Origin of the sequence: Bacteroides sp. 11BF, assembly GCF_019633765.1 — a bacterium.
GTDB classification, from domain to species: domain Bacteria; phylum Bacteroidota; class Bacteroidia; order Bacteroidales; family Bacteroidaceae; genus Bacteroides; species Bacteroides hominis.
Map to the genome: position 1 here is coordinate 97,564 of NZ_JAFKPJ010000018.1, position 17,805 is coordinate 115,368.

Below are 17,805 nucleotides of genomic sequence, written 5' to 3' on the forward strand. Positions count from 1 at the left end.
ACGGATTATTATGAAACTTTCTGCTCTCTACCAGATATTCCTGGATTGTGCCGTAGTGACCACCGACAGCCGTAACTGCCCTGAAGGTTCACTGTTTATTGCCTTGAAAGGCGAATCGTTCAACGGAAATGCTTTTGCCGCCCAGGCTTTGAAGGACGGTTGTGCCTATGCTGTGGTGGATGAAGCGGAATATGCTCCGGAAGATAATAAACACATCATACTTGTGGACAACTGTCTGCAAACCCTGCAACAACTTGCCAATTACCATCGCCGGCAGTTGGGTACGAAGGTGATCGGTATCACCGGAACCAACGGTAAGACGACGACTAAAGAATTGATTTCTGCTGTTCTGGCGAAAGCCCACAATGTGCTTTACACGGAAGGTAACCTGAACAACCACATTGGCGTACCGATGACCTTGCTTCGCCTAAAGGCGGAACACGACCTGGCAGTGATCGAGATGGGGGCTAACCATCCGGGAGAGATTAAGTTTCTGGTACATATTGCTGAACCGGATTATGGAATCATCACCAACGTGGGTAAGGCCCATTTAGAGGGTTTCGGTTCATTCGAAGGAGTGATTCGGACAAAAGGGGAATTATATGACTACCTCCGTGAGAAGGATGATTCTACCGTATTCATCCACCATGATAATGTTTATCTGATGGACATCGCACGGGGGCTGAACCTGATTCCTTACGGAAGTGAAAATTCGCTGTACGTCAACGGCCACGTAACCGGTAATTCTCCTTACCTGACTTTCGAATGGAAAGCAGGCAAAGATGGAAATTTACATCAGGTACAAACACAACTTATCGGTGAATATAACTTTCCGAATGCACTGGCTGCCGTCACGATCGGACGATTCTTTGGAGTAGAATCCTCAAAGATAGATGAAGCTTTGGCCGGATATACTCCCCGCAACAACCGTTCGCAACTAAAAAAGACCGCGGATAATACACTGATTATAGATGCTTACAATGCCAATCCGACCAGTATGATGGCCGCTCTGCAGAACTTCCGTAACATGACTGTGGAACGGAAAATGCTGATATTAGGTGATATGCGCGAGTTAGGAGCAGAAAGCGCAGCCGAACACCATAAAATTGTAGAATACCTGCAAGAGTGTTCGTTTGAAAAAGTCCTGCTGGTAGGAGAATTATTTGCATCAACCAATCCTCCCTATCCTACATATGCTAACGCACAGGAATTAATAAAGGACTTACAAACGGAAAAACCCCAAGGCTACACCATCCTGATTAAAGGCTCAAATGGCATTAAGCTAAGTACGGTCGTAGAGTTCCTATAATAAGTTACTTTGGGGCTACCATCCGTGGACGAACTACAAAATACCCTATCAGACTGGCCAATACCGCTCCTGTGGTATTGGCGGCAAAGTCCAACCAATCTCCTCCGCGATAAGTAGTGCAATATTCCTGTAGCAATTCTACACATCCACTGAATAATACAGGACAAACGAAAGCTCCTACCCATGCATGCCATATCGGGGTATGATCTCTACGGTGTGCCCGCAAAAACTCCAGCCACAACATACCGGACATGCCGAAGTACATACAAATATGAACAATCTTATCGATATTAGGAATTTTACTGATCTCCGTTGAAGGAGGTTTAAAGAACGATAAATAGATGACCGCAAGAATAATAAAGAGCGATACGGGATATTTCTTAATATAAGATAGCATACCTAAATAAATTACAGATGAGTCGCAAATATAAGGAACATTTTCTATATTTGCACGTTTAAAACAATAAAATCTATCGAATTGTAAGATAACATACGCTTTCTATGACAAAAAAAGACAGAGGTAATTTTGGTAGTAAATTAGGTGTGATACTGGCTTCTGCAGGTTCAGCTGTCGGGCTGGGTAATATATGGAGATTCCCTTATGAAACAGGTAATCATGGAGGAGCAGCTTTTATCCTTATTTACCTGGGATGTATCCTTCTACTCGGACTACCGATTATGATAGCTGAATTTTTAATCGGACGGCACTCACAGGCAAACACTGCCCGTGCTTACCAAATACTGGCTCCCGGCACTCAATGGCGTTGGGTAGGACGAATGGGAGTTTTGGCGGGATTCCTTATTCTCGGCTATTACTCTGTTGTGGCCGGATGGACATTAGAGTATATATACGAGGCAGTCAGTAACAGTTTCGCAGGTAAAACTCCGGCGGAGTTTATCTCTTCTTTTCAAAGTTTCTCCAGCAATCCCTGGCGTCCGGCCTTATGGCTCACCTTATTTTTACTCGCTACCCATTTCATCATCGTGAAAGGAGTGGAGAAGGGAATCGAAAAATCATCCAAAATTATGATGCCGACCCTCTTCATCATTATCTTAATCTTGGTGGGATGTTCGGTCACTTTGCCGGGAGCGGGCAAAGGCATCGAGTTTTTGCTTAAACCGGATTTCAGTAAAGTAGATGGCAATGTATTTCTGGGAGCTATGGGGCAAGCGTTCTTCTCACTCAGCCTTGGAATGGGATGCCTGTGTACCTATGCCTCCTATTTCAGCAAAAACACCAACCTCACCCGAACGGCCTTCAGTGTAGGAATTATCGACACATTTGTCGCTATACTGGCTGGTTTTATCATCTTTCCCGCAGCGTTCTCAGTGGGTATTCAACCGGATGCCGGACCAAGTTTAATTTTTATAACTCTGCCTAACGTATTCCAACAGGCTTTCAGCGGGATACCGATATTGGCATATATCTTTTCAGTGATGTTCTACATATTGTTGGCGCTGGCAGCGCTGACTTCTACCATCTCATTGCATGAAGTGGTTACGGCCTACCTACACGAAGAATTCAACTTTACAAGGGGCAAAGCTGCCCGGTTGGTAACAACCGGTTGCATTTTGTTGGGGATACTTTGTTCACTCTCTCTGGGGATTACCAAAGACTTCACCATCTTCGGACTGGGCATGTTTGACCTGTTCGACTTCGTAACCGCCAAACTGATGCTGCCATTGGGCGGATTGTTCATCTCCATCTTTACCGGATGGTATCTGGACAAGAAACTTGTTTGGTCGGAAATCACGAACAACGGTAACCTGAAAGTTCCTACATATAAGTTGATTATCTTTATTCTGAAATACGTAGCCCCGATTGCCATTTCAGTGATCTTCATTAATGAACTGGGGTTACTGAAATAAAAATGTGGAAAGACTTCTTTTACTTCACACGTACAGAACGGCAAGGCATCCTGATACTTGTCGTTTTGTGTATTCTCGTATTTGTAGCCGGATGGATGATCCCCGACAAAGCAAATACGGCAACAAACGATACGGAAAAGATGAAAAAGGAATATGCCGAATTTATTGCCTCCATCCGCGAAAATGAACAAAAAGCATATACACATGACAGGAACTTCCAGCCCCGGCGAACAGTCAGTTTGACGACTTTCGACCCAAATACGACCGATTCTGTCGGATTCCTTGATCTGGGCCTGCCGGCATGGATGGCAAAGAATATCTTAAAGTACCGGAATAAAGGTGGAAAATTCCGTCGGGCGGAAGACTTTCGAAAAGTATACGGATTAACGCAGGAACAATACACGATTCTCCTACCTTATATCTGTATAGCTCCGGTCACAGAGCCCCACCAAGATACACTTCGCCTCTATATTCCTAAAGTGGAAAAAGACACACTGAAATTCTTTAAATACACTGCCGGAACAGTAGTCGAACTAAACGGTGCAGACACAACGGAACTGAAAAAGATTCCCGGTATCGGTAGTGCTATTGCCCGAATGATAACAGGATATCGCAGCCGTTTAGGAGGATTTTATGATATAGCACAATTGAAAGAGATACATCTCAATGTGGAAAAGCTTCGCCCCTGGTTTAATGTAGCAACCGACAATATCCGACAGCTGAATATAAACCAAACCGGCATCGAACGGCTCAAAGCCCATCCGTATATTAACTTCTATCAGGCCAAAATAATAGTAGAGTACAGAAAAAAGAAAGGAACATTAAAAAGCCTGAAGCAACTTTCTCTTTACGAAGAATTTACTCCTCAGGATTTAGAACGAATCAGCCACTACGTCTGTTTTGAGTAAAAACATCGTCATCCGACCATATTTCGATCCAACCAGTTACCGTTCCATCTGTTGGACTAACCGGCATATTTTTTCATTGTGTCACTTTGACAATCCAGACGTTTCAGAATCGTTTTTTTCGTGCCAAGGCTTGCCTGAATAAAACAACGTGGCTCCACAGGAAGTTTGCCAATATCAAATTTCTTTCTATTCCTCCGATTTACTGTCTAATAAGAATAAAAACTCCTATATCCTATCAGAAATATCACAATCAGAGTCAGACACCGTTTTTTTATCACTTCATTGAGCTCCGTCTGTGGTTGTCAACTAGAAGAATGAATACTCTTTTCAGACCGAATTTTGAATAACGACAGGAGGTCTTTTGGAAAACAATAGGAGATATTTCCAAAACATAAGGAGATTTTCGGAAAAGGCTTGGGCCTTTCGGAGCAAACGCTTGCTTCTTTTCCGGAAAAGGCCGGCTTTTCCGCTTCCTAAACCTGGATCTCCGACTTCAAAAGCCTCCATTCGGTCCTCTTCTTCTCCTGGAACATCGCAAACAAACAAGGTCCCTGTTAGCAAAAGTAGCTATTTACTTTCTTTTTGTACCGTTATTCCGACAATATCCAACATCTGCGATGCTTATGTTCAGCCATTCGGAAAGAATCTCTTCACCCTAATCCGTAACTGAAAAGTATCGGATTGCGCAGATCCGCAATGGATACGCGCCAAGGGTTTAAAAACAATATTTGCATACGTGCGTACGTGCATATTACGAAAATAAACAAACATAGCCCCATTACGATTAATTAACAAAAAAAAATAAATCACTCAAAAAAAGTGCTTATATTTAGCCAAGCACAATATGTTACTTAAAAAGAAAGGAGGTTTGTTCGTCACAAAATGAAGAAAAAGAAATAAGAAAAACAAATGCAACATTTGTCTAAAGAACAATGTAATGTTTGAAAAGAGAGAGCTAAAAAATAAAATTAACCATTTTATCCCCAAACAACAAATATGATGAACAAGAAGTTATTCGTAATATTGATAGTCGTTGTAGTTGCAACAATCGCAGGTTACAACACATATCAGGCACAAGCCAATCAATCGACAATGTCAGAGTGGGCATTGGCAAATGTAGAAGCGTTAGCCAGTGATGAAATAAATCCAATGTGCCCAAATGGTTGCTTGGATAACGGTGATGGTTGCCTTTGCTATATTTGGCATCCAACCTACCAAGAATATAAAGGCTGGAAAGATCCTGTCTTATAAAAATATGTCGGAAGTTTTACATGCACAGATATCCATAATTTTTCAATCAAGATTCAATCTCGTGTAAACCCGTAACGCTTCCGACACATTTTCATCACTGTGTTATAAAAAATCCAAACAATTAATAAATAAAGAGATTGCATTTTTACGTAGCTCAATCCCATAACAAATCTACTTATTTCAAATCACTTATGAATAAACTATTATATTTTTTTCTCATCCTTATCTGTATTGGCTGCACTTCGAATACCGAAACCGAACGCTATTGGAGCAAGTGTGCCCCCATGCAGAATATAAAAGAAAAAATAAAAGAGATAAAAATCGAAGATGTATTAATTGGCGGCACAAGTCGATTGTATTTGATGAAAGACTATCTGATGATAGTAGATCATGCTTCCTACGACAAACAAATACATATTTTTGACAAAAATAGTTTCAAATATATAACCAGCATTGCTCCTAAAGGCGAAGGTCCTAATGAGATTACGGTTATAGGGAATATAGGGGTCAATGAACAGAAAGGGGAGTTCTATGTATCCGATCATGGAAAACTAAAGATATATAGTTATAATCTGGACAGTGTGCTGACCGATTCGTTATACAAGCCACAAGTAAAAACACGAATGAATGCAGATCAGTTTCCCGACCGTTACCAATACATCAATGATACATTATGCATCGGTTTGATCATAGTACCCATAGGAGTAAATGACTATACGCCCCATGTAGCGAAATGGAATATTAACACAGGCGACATCCGGCTTATGAAATATGAACATCCGGATATCACCAAGAAGCGTATCAGTTACGCCGTTTCTATACCTTGCGGGCTTTATGCCGAAGCGTATAGAGGGAATGATCTATTGACCATCTGCAACTTGGACGGTCATCTGAAATATAATATTTACGGTCCCAAATGGGAAAAAGAATCAAATTTTCAGACTCTCTATTACAGAACAGTGAAATTTTGTAAAGATAAGATATTGGCATCTTATTCCGGAGAAAGTGGATACACACGAAAATATGGAAAGCTTCAAGGTAACAGCCCGACAAAAATTAATGTTTACGACTTGAATGGACATTATATTAAAACCATGGAAACGGAGTATCCGATAATAGATTTTATTTATGATGAGTCCAAAAATCGTTTGATCATGAGTCTGGATGCTGAAATTCAATTCGCCACTTTAGACTTGGACGGATTACTCGACTAATCTTTCACATTGGTAATATGAACATATAAGAAATACACATGAAAAACATATTAAGTATCCTGTTGATACTTTTACTTTTCTCTGCCTGTCAACAGACACAAAGAGACAGAGTTGCAGACTTAATTCGCAAATGGGAGGGAAAAGAGATCCTTTTCCCAAAGGGAATGACCTTGACGATGGAAGGACAGAATTACGAAGACTCAACCTTTTTCGACACTAATCATATGATTTTAGCTTATGTTGATTCTTTCGGTTGCTTTTCTTGCAAATTACGATTAAATGAATGGAAAAAACTGATAAAAGAGTTGGACTCAGTTCCGGTACTGTTCGTTTTTTGCCCACTAAGCATAGAAGAAGTCTATTCTTCTTTACGACAAGAACACTTTCCTTATCCTGTGTGTATAGACACTACTGACATATTGAACCAACTGAACCAATTCCCTCCCGAAGAGAACTTCCATACCTTCTTATTAGATAAAGACAAAAAAGTCGTAGGCATAGGTAATCCGATACAAAACCCTAAAATCAGAGAACTGTACCGAAATAGAATTATCGGTAGAGAACCGCCTCTCAACAAAACCCGCTCCCTCACCGAAGTAAGAATAGACAATTCTTCCATCGATTTGAGACAATTTAGCTGGAAGCAACAACAAAAATATGTGTTCATTTTACATAACACAGGTAAAAAATTGCTTGTAATTGATAACGTAAACACTTCATGCGGCTGTATTTCTGTGAGTTACTCCCAAGAGCCCATCAAACCGGGACAATCCTTAAACATGACTGTTATCTATAAGGCAGATCATCCGGAGCGCTTTGACAAAAGTATCAAGGTATATTGCAATACCTCCGGTTCTCCCTTACAACTAAGAATAACGGGCAATGCCCAATAAACTGAATAACTGGAATATAATAGGATATATACTTTATCCCCAAAGAAGAAAAATCGCTATTTTTTTATACTTCCATCCACCATATGAATCGTACGGTCAGTGATTTTTGCTAATGTTTCATCATGTGTCACAATCACAAAGGTTTGTCCAAACCGATTTCTCAGGTCAAAAAAGAGTTGATGCAGTTCTTCCTTGTTATGGGTGTCCAGACTTCCCGAAGGTTCATCGGCCAGAATAACCGCCGGCTGATTGATCAATGCACGAGCTACAGCCACCCGTTGTTTTTCTCCGCCCGAAAGTTCATTAGGCTTATGTGATGCACGCTCCGTCAATCCCATAAAATCAAGTATCTCCATGGCATGTATAGAAGCTTCTTTGGTAGACACACCCGCAATAAATGCAGGGATCATCACATTTTCCAATGCCGTGAACTCAGGCAGTAATTGATGGAACTGGAACACAAAGCCAATGTGTTTGTTCCGGAAAGCAGAAAGTTCCTTCTCCTTCATCTTGCTTACGTTCGTACCATCAACATTTATCGTACCTGTATCCGGACTATCCAAAGTCCCCATAATCTGAAGCAGTGTGGTCTTTCCGGCTCCGCTGGGACCTACGATACTTACTATCTCTCCTTTGGCTATCTCCAGATCTATCCCTTTCAACACCTGCAACGAACCGAAACTCTTGGTTATACCTTCTAAATGAATCATAATCTTACAATCTTTTTATAACGTACTCTGCCAGATAACAGCCAAACACAGCCGGCATATAACTCACTGTTCCACAAGTCGATTTCTTATTTCTCTCATCCTCCGTCAGCAATACTGCTTTCGGATCGGCTTGTTCCGTACTAAAGACGACGGGCAACTTACGTTTCACTCCCATCTTTTGCAGACGTTTGCGGACAGCTTTGCTAAGACCGCAATGATACGTATCCCAAAGATCGGCAAAACGCACCTGAGTGATATCACTTTTCGCTCCGGCACCCATACTCGATACTATCTTTATACGGCGCTGAAGAGCGTGATAAATCAAGTAACACTTCGGACTGATGGTATCAATGGCATCAACTATAAAATCGTATTTTGAGGCATCCAGCAACTCCGGTATATTTTCGTCTTTCAGATAAACAGGCAATACGTTCAACTCTATCTCCGGATTAATATCCCTGAATCTTACTTCCAGCACCTTTGCTTTCTCCATACCCAAGGTGGCATGCGTAGCCGGTAGCTGGCGGTTGATATTAGTAGGTTGCACAGTATCGGCATCCACTATCGTCATTCGGCCTACACCTGCACGGCAAATCATTTCGGCCGCATAAGCGCCTACTCCACCTAACCCAACAACCAACACATGTGATTTTCTTAAACGTTCCGTTTTCTCTTCTCCTAAAAGAAGTTTAGTTCTCTGCTGCCAGTTTTCCATCAATTCTTTTTTAACCATTTATAGAACCATTTACCTACCTTATCGTAATGCTGAGATTCGTTGTACCCCCGTGGATCAGAAAAAGAAACTATCTCCTGAGGCTCGCCAAACTGATCGGGATACAGGATGATCAAGCTGTTGTTAGAAAAATATTTGCTAAGCTGGTTGGGTAACCGCTCAAACGCAGGATCATACGAAATAGATCCGCGCCGCGCACTGATAATCACTAACAAATGATCAAAATTCACTTGCCCGGTCAACAAAAGCAGGTCGTCCCATTCATCCAGTCTGGAAAATTCGGTGGGAGTACTTCCATACTTCTTCTTCACTAACTGCTGTAACCGCATCAGGGTCTGCTCATTGGCAAAGAAATGTACCCGACAACCCAACAGACTTCCCATACGGCAGAAATGTTCCACCCATTTAGAGAACCCGGTCTCGTATTCAGCTTTTGGGGGTACGGCAATAATGATCCGCCGAAGTGTATTGACCGGCATAAGGAACTTGGCAATAATCACTTCCCGGTGAGTACCTTTCAGCAAACTCTCAGCCAGATTACCAAAGAATGAATCGACAATATTTGCCTTACGGTGCAGACCGATTACTACGTCCGTCGCATCATACTCTTTAATGGTATGGATAATGCCTGAAGCAATATTAAGGTCGTAACGACTCACCATATTAACCGAAACATCGGCAGCGGCAGCAATCATTGCTGCTTTTTCCAGATTCCGTTTACCCTGTAACTCCTTATTTTCCGAGTTGTTATTATCATTAATTACGTTGAGTGCAATCAGTTCTTTCTTCTGTTTGGTATCCCTGATAACCAATGCGAGGTTAATCAGATCTTCAATAGTATCCGGATTCGCTACCGGAATCAGGATTTGTTCCTGTTCTGTTTTCTCCTTGTTATCTTCGAACTGCATCTCTTCATGCAAAGCGAAACGTCGTGCAGAGCGTTCGGTCACAAGTGAGCTGATTACGCATGTAAAGAGAATCATCACCACCGTACCGTTCAGCACATCGTCATTCAGCAAACGTTCCCCATTCTCCATTATAATGCCATGCCCTATCAGCACTGCTGCCAGAGTAGCAGCCGCCTGCGCATTGCTCAAACCGAACATCATGCTCCGCTCATTGGGCTGCATACGATAAATCTTCTGTGTAATCCAGGCAGCGAGCCATTTACTCAAAGTAGCGAATACGGTCATCACTACCGCAACCTTTAAAGCTTCGCCTCCGGCAAACAAAGTGCGGACATCAATAATCATCCCCACACCAATAAGAAAATAGGGAATAAACAAAGCGTTTCCGACAAATTCCAAACGATTCATCAAAGGAGAGACATGCGGAATGAGACGATTCAGTACCAACCCTGCAAGGAAAGCCCCCAAAATGCCCTCCATGCCAACAAACTCCATCAAGCCGCTACCCAAAAACACCATTGCAAGTACAAAAACAAATTGCATCACGCTATCATCGTACTTACGGAAAAACCAACGGCCGATACGCGGAAAAAAGAATACGATCAAAAAACTCAGGAATGCAACCTTTGCCACCAGCAGAATCCAGAACATGCCGTCGACAGTCCCTTTATACATACCTCCAATGACAGCCAGAATAATCAAAGCCAAAGTAACGGTTACGGCTGTCCCCCCAATCGTTATATTTACACTTCTTAGCTTAGATAGGCCATAACGACTGATAATGGGATAGGCAATCAATGTATGGGAAGCATACATGCTGGCCAAGAGCACAGCTGTGGTAAATCCATACCCCAATAACTCCATACTGCTCCATACGCCCAATGCCATCGGAATAATAAATGTAAACCACCCGAAGACCAGCCCTTTGGTCCGGTTCTTCTTAAAATCTTCCATGTCCATCTCCAGCCCGGCCAGAAACATGATATAGTAGAGTCCCACTTTCCCAAACAGCTCAAAACTACTATCCCGTTCGAGAACATTGAAACCATATTCACCAATAACTACCCCGGCCAGAATCATACCAATGATATGGGGGATATGCAAGCGTCCCAGTATCATCGGAGCAAATAGAATAATGATCAGAACCAAGAAAAACACCCATGTAGGGTCTGTTATCGGAAGTTGTAAACTGAGATCAAACCAGTGCATATATCGGGATTTTTGTATTTAACTGCAAAATAACAAAAAAGTTATCACACCGCCAATTCATTAGGAAAGAGATTTTCAATGAGAAATCTTCTCCCTAAAATGCTTATTATATTGCAAAATGTTATAATTTTGCAGCCAAATCCTTACGATTGATTTAAATTGTAGAGGATGAGTATTCACATAAAACAAAAGAAAAAGATGAAAGTAGCTATTGTTGGCGTAAGCGGAGCCGTAGGACAAGAGTTCCTGCGCGTGCTCGATGAGAGAAATTTCCCGTTGGACGAGTTAGTTTTGTTCGGCTCTAAACGTAGTGCCGGGACCAAATATACTTTCCGCGGTAAACAGATCGAGGTCAAACTTCTGCAACACAACGATGACTTTAAAGGGGTGGACATTGCTTTCACTTCGGCCGGTGCAGGCACATCTAAGGAATTCGAGAAAACCATTACCCAATATGGTGCGGTAATGATCGATAATTCCAGCGCTTTCCGTATGGATGCAGATGTACCTTTGGTGGTGCCCGAAGTGAATGCAGCCGATGCTAAAGATCGTCCGCGCGGCGTGATCGCTAACCCGAATTGCACAACCATCCAGATGGTTGTCGCACTGAAAGCCATCGAAGAGCTTTCTCATATAAAAACCGTGCATGTATCTACTTATCAGGCAGCCAGTGGTGCCGGCGCAGCCGCTATGGACGAACTTTATGAACAGTATCGCCAGGTTTTGGCCAATGAACCTGTCACTGTTGAGAAGTTTGCATACCAACTGGCTTTCAATCTGATTCCTCAGATTGACGTATTTACAGAAAACGGATATACAAAAGAAGAAATGAAGATGTTTAACGAAACCCGCAAAATCATGCATTCTGACGTAAAGGTTAGTGCTACTTGCGTACGTGTTCCGGCACTTCGTGCACATTCCGAAAGCATCTGGGTAGAAACAGAACGTCCTATTTCCGTAGAAGAGGCTCGTGAAGCTTTTGCCAAAGGCGAAGGATTGGTACTTCAGGACAATCCGGCAGAAAAAGACTATCCGATGCCGCTGTTCCTGGCAGGCAAAGACCCTGTTTACGTTGGCCGTATCCGCAAAGACTTGACCAATGACTGCGGACTGACTTTCTGGATTGTAGGTGACCAGATTAAGAAAGGTGCCGCACTGAACGCTGTTCAGATTGCCGAATACCTGATTAAAGAAGGAAATATCGGATAAGCCAAAATATTCATATCAAAAAAGGGGAAGCAATTGCTTCCCCTTTTTATTTACTTATTCTCCCAACCGGGAGTTTGACTCAATTTATAGCCTTGATCGGCATACTGATCGATTTGTGCTTTGCCCACAGGAGCCAAATAACATTCATCGCCAAACACATCACGGGCTACCGCCTTCAGCGGAACAAAGAAGCCAACCATATCGTCAGCATTACTACCATCATAAGTAACCATGGTACCGTCCATCTTGCGAACCTGATAAGCGGTATACTTTCCGTCTTTACCCTGTTCCAGATATGAAGGAAGTTCTTCTTTCAGATTAATCCACAATCCTAACATTGTATCCGGGTATTTATTATTATCCATATAGTCGAGTTTCTTCCAACGTCTGATATCAGCCAAACGAGTATGCTCGTATACAAATTCCATACGACGTTCACGACGGATCTCCCAAATCAAAGCAGGCACATCGGCATCACGATCGGGTGCAAAAGCTTCAGTGATATCGGCAAGTTTCATCGGAGCTGTTTTCTGTACCCCTTTAGCAATAGCCTCAGCGTCGAGATCTCTATTACGAATCGCATTGATTGAAATATCAATATCACCTTGTGTGACTGCCGCTTCTCCCATGATTGCCAACTCTGCTTTAGCTTCTATCCAGTTCAAAAGCACTTCAGAATAACGCATAACAGGAGCATCGTTGGTGTTGGTCATGCTTCCGTACTGAGGTGGTATAGTTGCAGCATTCCAGTATGTTGGCCCGGTGCGGTCGATAAATTTACAAGCGTATAAAAGCGTACTGGCCTGTACTCTCGGTTCATCCCAGAAGGTAGCTTCAAAACGGGGATCACGGGTTTTAACCATGTGTTTGATATCCAGTTTCGCGGCATCAGGCACTGCTGATGCTTCATACGGTTTACCATCATTACATAAGAATGACTTAGCCAATGCCAGATTAGGAGACGGGGACTGCCCCTCGTAACCATTCGAATAAGAAGCCACGTGATGTGTCGCATTCGCAGCATCATAGTGCCTGTACATCAACATCTCTTTGTGTCCCTTCAAGTCCTGAGAACCGAACAAGCTTCTGAAATCTCCGGAAATCGCATATTTCCCGGTACCAATCACATAATCACCCGCTTCCTTGGCAAATTCCAGATATTTTTTTGCCAATGCCTGATCTAAATTATGATATTTCTGCCAAGTGCCTTCATACAACATAATCCGGGTAATAAAGCCGGCTGCTATGTCTTTATTCAAATACATCGCACCGTCTGACAAACGAAGATTCTCAAAAGCAAACTTCAAATCATCATAAACTTTCTCCATGACTTCAGCTCTCGGCGTCCTGTCTTTATACATTTGAGCTGCGTCTGTCTCCAAAAAAACCTTATCAAAATAGGGGACGTCTCCAAAAGACCAGACCAAACGATGATATTCGAATGCCCGGAAGAAGCGGGCAACCCCCATCCAGTGATTGTATGCTTCTTCTGTCAGATTTACTTTGCCATACATATCAAGTCTGTCGATCATCGTATTAATTTTACGTACCCATGCAAAATTCCAAGTTGCACTTCCATACTTAGTCAACCAAAGGTCGCTACCAGTAGACAAGCTGCTCGATCCCCTGCTGGACGGAACGGCATTTTCCATCACAGACTGCTTTCCTGCCCATGCGTTATCATCCGAAAAATAATATCCACGCAACGGAGCATAATCCACTCCCCATGTATTGTTATAGCCAACAAAGTAATTAGGATAACATTCATTGGCATACAGACGGAAATCTGTTTCGCTTCGCCAATAGTTCGTATCAACCGGTTTCGTCAACTGAGGACGGTCTAACACATCATCGCAACTGGTGAAACTCAGTGCGGCAAGTGAAAGTAAAGTAAATATATATTTTTTCATATTCTTCTTTATTTTAGAAATTCAACTGAATACCAACGGACAAGCTCTTAAAGGTAGGAGTTCCGACACCGGTACGACCCGAATTATAATTATCTGTATTAAACATCGAAAATCCTTGTACCTCTTCCGGATCGATAGGCAGACCATTCAAATTATCCCAAGTCACAAAGTTCTCTAAAGACATATAGATACGCGCTTTCTGCATCCGCACTTTTCGTAGGATATCGGCAGGTATGGAGTAACCTATCGTGATATTTTTCATTCTCAAATAAGACATATCGAGAAGGTAACGCGACTGAGTTACCATATTCAAAGAGTTATTGGAACCGGCTAAATTGTAAGGACGCGGATAAAAAGCATCAGTACGGTCTTCCCGCCAATAATTTCCGGCAATAGCCTGAGGCATGGCACCATCCGAAGAGTTATATCCGGCAATAGCAAGAAAACCATTACCCCAAACTTCGCGTTTACCAACACCTTGGAAGAATACAGAAAAATCAAACCCCTTATAGTCGGCTCCCAAACGGAAACCATATTCGTAGCGCGGAGTGGAATTACCGATTACTTTACGGTCACCCGGATCATCGACTGTTCCACTTCCGGAATCGATCAATCCGTCGCCATTCAAATCAGCAAATTTTACGTCACCCGGACCAAAAACAAAGTTGCCACTCTGCAAAAAGTCCTGATAAACAGGATTATCCCCTTTCAGTTTATTCACTTTTTTAGCACCTTTAGTTCCCTGAGCAACCTCTTTACCATTCAAAGCCCAAGTTGTCACAATCTGATCTCCATTATATACGAAATCATCTTTCTGATATAGACGTTCCGTCTGATATCCCCAGATCTCTCCATACTTTTTACCAACATACCAATCACTAACGACCCGGGTATCACTATATTTAGTAATCTCTGTTTCAGCATCAGACAGGGTAGCCATCGCATTTATACCTAATCCGTTAGAAAAACGGTGATTGTAATCAAGTGCGATTTCCCATCCTCTGGTTCTCAAAGAACCAAAATTTCCTTTCGGGGCTCCGGTACCAAACGCCAAAGTAACACCGGCACCCGGGACAATCATATTTTTTGTATCACGTTGATACCAGTCAACAGTTAAACCGAGTTCGCCATCCAGAAAACGTGCATCCAAGCCGACATCGACAGTCTGAATGTCCTGCCAAGTGATGTTACTTGCCACTGCACTGGGTGTACTTACATAAACCAGCTTATTTCCACTCTCGTCCAGCCAATTCAGTTGGCCGGTAGACATGGTAGGAATATATAAAGAATTGGATACAGTCTGGTCACCGATAATACCCCACGACCCTCTGAATTTCAATGATGTGACAGCAGGTTTCATCCACTGCATGAAAGATTCTTCACTTGCACGCCATCCGGCTGAAAAAGATGGGAACCATCGCCATTGCAAGTTATCCGGAAATTTGGAAGTTGCATCATAACGGAGATTAGCCTCCAATAAGTATCTATCCTTTAAAGCGTAATTGATACGTCCGAAGAACCCGAGTTGACCCTCCCAATCGTATCCTCCACTTGCCTCTTGTAAACCTACAGCGAGGTCAAACTGTGGATTGGTAATATCAGATAAGTCACCTTTCCGCGACCAGTTGTATTCTTCATCATAAGTCACCCGGTTCATGCCGACCAAAAACTTAAACGCATTATTCTTATCTACTTTCCAGTCATATGTAGTAGAAATATTCCAAGTGTCCTGGTTCGTTGTCTCAGAACGTCGATACATATGGTCGGGATTCGCTCCATGAGCCGTATACTCTGTCATACCTAATTTATAGGCAGGCATTGCTCCCGGAGTTCCGGCAGCAACTGTTTCGCCGGCTTCATTGACATAAATACGATTACCACTGGCATCATTTTTAGCTACTGCTCCACCCCATGAATTAAGAGCTGTATAGCGGGTACCAGGAGTTTTAAGTACATATTCATTGGTAGCATGTGTATAGTCAATATCCAACTTCCAGTTTTTCATAATATTGACCGTAGCCCCTACGTTTACATTTATATAGTTGTATGCACGTGATGCCGTATTGGCTTGAGCTACTTCCGAATGCGGGCTGCGGATAATATTTCCTTCATCATCATACCCCATCGGCATGTTCGGTCCCCAGCGGTATAAATACAACCAAGGATCAGCTGTAGTAGAGGAAGTAGCATAGGCGTATCTCTTTTCACGTTTAGAATACATGGCTCCAGCTCTCACTGTGACATATTTATTAATATCGGTACTGATTCTTAAAGAGCCATTATAGCGTTTAAAATCATCATCTTTCGCCGGTTTCATCAGTCCTGTTTGATCCAGATAACCGAAGCCAATATTATAAGTCGTACGTCCGCTTTTACCATTAACCGAGAGATTATGAGTCATTGAGGGAGTCCACTCTTTAATCATATAATCATATGGATCGAAAGTTCTCAAACCAATCTTACGGTTATTGGCGTCTACATACCAGTCACGACCATACACGTAAGGATCATTAGGACCTAACTTGCCACCATACTTTTGGTCCCACTCTTTGGCTTTGACAAGCCCCTCTTCAGTAATCTGAACAAATGCACCGGCTACGGTTCCTCCCACACGTTTAAAAGCTTCGACCGAATACTCCAAGGCATCAATGCCTCCCATCTCCATTTTCTTGGAAATATTCTGCCAAGAAAAGTTTCCGGAGTAGCTCACATTTATACTTTCCTGCTTAGCTCCTTTTTTAGTAGTAATCAATACAACACCAAACGCAGCTTTTGCACCATAAATAGAAGATGCTGCCGCATCTTTCAAAACCGAAATAGATTCAATATCGTCCGGATTGACCATCTGAATACTTGGAATCTCAACATTGTCCATTAAAATAAGCGGAGCGGAACCTCCGTTAATAGACCCAATCTGGCCACGGATCTTCATGGTAGGATCCGAACCAATTTCTCCACTCGGGATTACAACAGAAAGTCCTGGAGTCGTCCCCTGTAGACCACGTCCGACATCCGCAATCGGGCGGCTACTCAACGTTTTATTCACATCTACCGATGCGACTGCACCTGTCAGGTTCTCTTTCTTTTGAGTGCCATAACCTACAACGACAACTTCATCCAAAAGCTCACTGTCTTCTGTCAAAATGATTTTCATTGTTCTTGTAGCTTTCACTTCATGTGGCTTATAGCCCACAAATGTGACTTTCAAGACAGCCCCGGGTTTAACATTTAAACTGAATTTGCCATTAATATCTGTAATAGTACCATTTGTTGTCCCTTTCTCTGAAACACTGGCACCAATAACAGGCTCTCCGTTTGCATCAGTCACTACACCACTAATAGCTTGCGACTGTAATTGTTCTGTCACTTCATAAGCACTGCCGGAAGCAGTTGAAGCAGCCACCGCATTACCACTGCCTATAAACAAAGCAGTTATTGCCACGGCCGTAAGGAGCTTGCTATTTGCTAGTCCTCGTTTCTTGCGATCTTCATTCATAAAAGATAGATGATTAAATTGTTTGTTAATCGATTGATTTCTCAAAATGCAGGTAAGGTAAAATTAGGAAGTGGGAATCATCCCACCACAAGAGGTTGTTTATTCATCATAGGCTTCTTGTCATTTAAAGGTTTTAATTTTTATATTATCTCTATTATTGACTGAGTTAAAGTTCCATTAGAACTT

At 42.4% G+C, this 17,805-nt stretch carries 13 protein-coding genes; 7 read left to right on the forward strand and 6 right to left on the reverse strand.

The genetic code is table 11. The annotated features are described in order from the left end of the window. Positions 1-10 precede the first annotated feature (10 nt). Positions 11-1,309 carry a UDP-N-acetylmuramoyl-tripeptide--D-alanyl-D-alanine ligase gene (murF, locus tag JZY04_RS17420; protein WP_005811881.1) on the forward strand — a complete coding sequence of 433 codons (1,299 nt, stop codon included), beginning with the start codon at positions 11-13 and terminating at the stop codon, positions 1,307-1,309. 4 nt (positions 1,310-1,313) lie between these two features. On the opposite strand, the gene JZY04_RS17425 is transcribed toward murF, so the two are convergent. Further along, positions 1,314-1,706 carry a VanZ family protein gene (locus JZY04_RS17425; RefSeq protein ID WP_122130414.1) on the reverse strand — a complete coding sequence of 131 codons (393 nt, stop codon included), beginning with the start codon at positions 1,704-1,706 and terminating at the stop codon, positions 1,314-1,316. Positions 1,707-1,810: 104 nt separating this feature from the next. Here JZY04_RS17425 and JZY04_RS17430 point away from each other — a divergent pair, with 104 nt between their 5' ends. The 5 genes from JZY04_RS17430 to JZY04_RS17450 all read left to right on the forward strand — a co-directional run bounded on the left by JZY04_RS17430 (position 1,811) and on the right by JZY04_RS17450 (position 7,444). Then, positions 1,811-3,178, forward strand: a complete 1,368-nt coding sequence (locus JZY04_RS17430; RefSeq protein WP_122142923.1) for a sodium-dependent transporter — start codon at positions 1,811-1,813, stop codon at positions 3,176-3,178. A gap of 2 nt (positions 3,179-3,180) precedes the next feature. Beyond that, complete coding sequence (locus tag JZY04_RS17435) at positions 3,181-4,086, forward strand: helix-hairpin-helix domain-containing protein (RefSeq protein WP_122142924.1); 906 nt, start codon at positions 3,181-3,183, stop codon at positions 4,084-4,086. A gap of 996 nt (positions 4,087-5,082) precedes the next feature. Then, entirely contained in the window at positions 5,083-5,337 is a 255-nt protein-coding gene (locus tag JZY04_RS17440) for an NVEALA domain-containing protein (protein ID WP_370635139.1), read from the forward strand. Between the two features lie 191 nt (positions 5,338-5,528). Beyond that, a complete protein-coding gene (locus tag JZY04_RS17445) occupies positions 5,529-6,551 on the forward strand; it encodes a 6-bladed beta-propeller (protein WP_122142925.1) in 1,023 nt (340 codons plus the stop codon). Positions 6,552-6,589: 38 nt separating this feature from the next. Further along, positions 6,590-7,444 carry a DUF1573 domain-containing protein gene (locus JZY04_RS17450; RefSeq protein ID WP_032542883.1) on the forward strand — a complete coding sequence of 285 codons (855 nt, stop codon included), beginning with the start codon at positions 6,590-6,592 and terminating at the stop codon, positions 7,442-7,444. 56 nt (positions 7,445-7,500) lie between these two features. On the opposite strand, the gene JZY04_RS17455 is transcribed toward JZY04_RS17450, so the two are convergent. Genes JZY04_RS17455 through JZY04_RS17465 form a run of 3 tightly spaced genes read right to left on the reverse strand, consistent with a single transcriptional unit; the run spans position 7,501 to position 11,004 of the window. Then, entirely contained in the window at positions 7,501-8,154 is a 654-nt protein-coding gene (locus JZY04_RS17455; protein ID WP_032542882.1) for an ABC transporter ATP-binding protein, read from the reverse strand. Positions 8,155-8,158: 4 nt separating this feature from the next. Beyond that, on the reverse strand, positions 8,159-8,887 hold the full coding sequence (locus JZY04_RS17460; RefSeq protein WP_005811888.1) for a ThiF family adenylyltransferase: 729 nt from the start codon (positions 8,885-8,887) through the stop codon (positions 8,159-8,161). Further along, a complete protein-coding gene (locus JZY04_RS17465; protein WP_005779049.1) occupies positions 8,869-11,004 on the reverse strand; it encodes a cation:proton antiporter in 2,136 nt (711 codons plus the stop codon). Before JZY04_RS17465 ends, JZY04_RS17460 begins: the two co-directional genes overlap by 19 nt. A 198-nt stretch (positions 11,005-11,202) precedes the next feature. Between JZY04_RS17465 and JZY04_RS17470 the strand changes: the two genes are divergently transcribed. Next, entirely contained in the window at positions 11,203-12,213 is a 1,011-nt protein-coding gene (locus JZY04_RS17470; RefSeq protein ID WP_005779051.1) for an aspartate-semialdehyde dehydrogenase, read from the forward strand. Positions 12,214-12,263: 50 nt separating this feature from the next. Here JZY04_RS17470 and JZY04_RS17475 read toward each other — a convergent pair whose 3' ends face one another. After that, entirely contained in the window at positions 12,264-14,123 is a 1,860-nt protein-coding gene (locus JZY04_RS17475) for a RagB/SusD family nutrient uptake outer membrane protein (protein WP_122142926.1), read from the reverse strand. 13 nt (positions 14,124-14,136) lie between these two features. Further along, on the reverse strand, positions 14,137-17,619 hold the full coding sequence (locus JZY04_RS17480; RefSeq protein ID WP_122142927.1) for a TonB-dependent receptor: 3,483 nt from the start codon (positions 17,617-17,619) through the stop codon (positions 14,137-14,139). Positions 17,620-17,805: the final 186 nt, after the last annotated feature.

What these genes read in the sequence shown, in the direction of transcription:
- murF (WP_005811881.1), top strand. Translation starts at nt 11, where the DNA reads ATGAAACTTTCTGCTCTCTACCAGATATTCCTGGATTGTGCCGTAGTG.
- JZY04_RS17425 (WP_122130414.1), bottom strand. Translation starts at nt 1,706, where the DNA reads ATGCTATCTTATATTAAGAAATATCCCGTATCGCTCTTTATTATTCTT.
- JZY04_RS17430 (WP_122142923.1), top strand. Translation starts at nt 1,811, where the DNA reads ATGACAAAAAAAGACAGAGGTAATTTTGGTAGTAAATTAGGTGTGATA.
- JZY04_RS17435 (WP_122142924.1), top strand. Translation starts at nt 3,181, where the DNA reads ATGTGGAAAGACTTCTTTTACTTCACACGTACAGAACGGCAAGGCATC.
- JZY04_RS17440 (WP_370635139.1), top strand. Translation starts at nt 5,083, where the DNA reads ATGATGAACAAGAAGTTATTCGTAATATTGATAGTCGTTGTAGTTGCA.
- JZY04_RS17445 (WP_122142925.1), top strand. Translation starts at nt 5,529, where the DNA reads ATGAATAAACTATTATATTTTTTTCTCATCCTTATCTGTATTGGCTGC.
- JZY04_RS17450 (WP_032542883.1), top strand. Translation starts at nt 6,590, where the DNA reads ATGAAAAACATATTAAGTATCCTGTTGATACTTTTACTTTTCTCTGCC.
- JZY04_RS17455 (WP_032542882.1), bottom strand. Translation starts at nt 8,154, where the DNA reads ATGATTCATTTAGAAGGTATAACCAAGAGTTTCGGTTCGTTGCAGGTG.
- JZY04_RS17460 (WP_005811888.1), bottom strand. Translation starts at nt 8,887, where the DNA reads ATGGTTAAAAAAGAATTGATGGAAAACTGGCAGCAGAGAACTAAACTT.
- JZY04_RS17465 (WP_005779049.1), bottom strand. Translation starts at nt 11,004, where the DNA reads ATGCACTGGTTTGATCTCAGTTTACAACTTCCGATAACAGACCCTACA.
- JZY04_RS17470 (WP_005779051.1), top strand. Translation starts at nt 11,203, where the DNA reads ATGAAAGTAGCTATTGTTGGCGTAAGCGGAGCCGTAGGACAAGAGTTC.
- JZY04_RS17475 (WP_122142926.1), bottom strand. Translation starts at nt 14,123, where the DNA reads ATGAAAAAATATATATTTACTTTACTTTCACTTGCCGCACTGAGTTTC.
- JZY04_RS17480 (WP_122142927.1), bottom strand. Translation starts at nt 17,619, where the DNA reads ATGAATGAAGATCGCAAGAAACGAGGACTAGCAAATAGCAAGCTCCTT.